Source organism: Oleiphilus sp. HI0067, from assembly GCF_001635735.1.
This window is the reverse complement of sequence record NZ_LWFI01000008.1, coordinates 1-884: the sequence shown is the minus strand read 5'-3', so window position 1 is coordinate 884 and position 884 is coordinate 1. Positions and strand designations below refer to the sequence as shown.

Sequence of the window (884 nt, the reverse complement as noted above, 5' to 3'; positions counted from 1 at the left end):
TTCTCTTTTGCGTTATGCGCCAATGTATGCGGGCTTGCTTGCGATTTTAATTATTTACCTTGGTTATCGAGTCACTGCATTTCGCCGCGCTGAAAAGAAGAGCACAGAGCAAAACGATTGTTCTGTTGAGATGCGTTGTGCAATCCGTGCGCATGCAAATGCGCTCGAGAATATTCCACTCGCTTTAGTTTTGCTCTTCATGTTGGAACTTCAGTTCTTGAATCCAATTTTGATTCATGTTTTCGGCGGTATGTTTTTGCTGGGCCGCGTTCTTCATTCATGGGGTTTATCGCGTTTTGATGGGCCAAGTTTTGGTCGATTCTATGGCATGCTGCTGACATGGTTAGCGATGCTGGGCATGGCGATACTTAACATCTGGCTCTGCCTAATTCTATGACACCAGAGAGATACCGAAAGCTCCGCGAAACCTTAGATCGGCGCCAACCCGATTTAACAATTCTCGCGGAGCAGATCCACAAACCTCGTAATATTGCTGCTTTAGTTCGTACTGGTGATGCGGTCGGTATGCATGAGCTGCATATGGTCTGGCCGTGGGATAAGCATCGTCCATACTCGGGCACGGCAATGGGGAGTGATCGATGGGTTAACATCGTTCGGCATGAGTCGATGGATGCAGGTATCGAACTTCTCCAGACGCGCGGCCAAAAAGTTTATGCAGCACATTTGTCTGATACAGCGCTTGATTTTAGAGATGTAGATTACACCGAACCATGCGCCATTCTGATGGGGAATGAGAAAAAAGGCGTAAGTGATGAGGCTGCTCAGAAAGTTGATGGCCATATTATTATTCCCATGATGGGAATGGTTGAGTCATTTAATGTCTCAGTAGCCGCAGCGATTATTTTGAGCGAGGCGCAACGACA

At 47.1% G+C, this 884-nt stretch carries 2 protein-coding genes; both read left to right on the top strand.

Features of this window, described 5'->3' with window-relative positions:
- A partial coding sequence (locus A3739_RS00370) for an MAPEG family protein (RefSeq protein WP_156502195.1) occupies positions 1–397 on the top strand: 397 nt, incomplete at its 5' end.
- The coding region (locus A3739_RS00365) for a TrmH family RNA methyltransferase (protein WP_068499708.1) at positions 394–884 on the top strand (491 nt) is incomplete at its 3' end. The genes A3739_RS00370 and A3739_RS00365, both read left to right, overlap by 4 nt.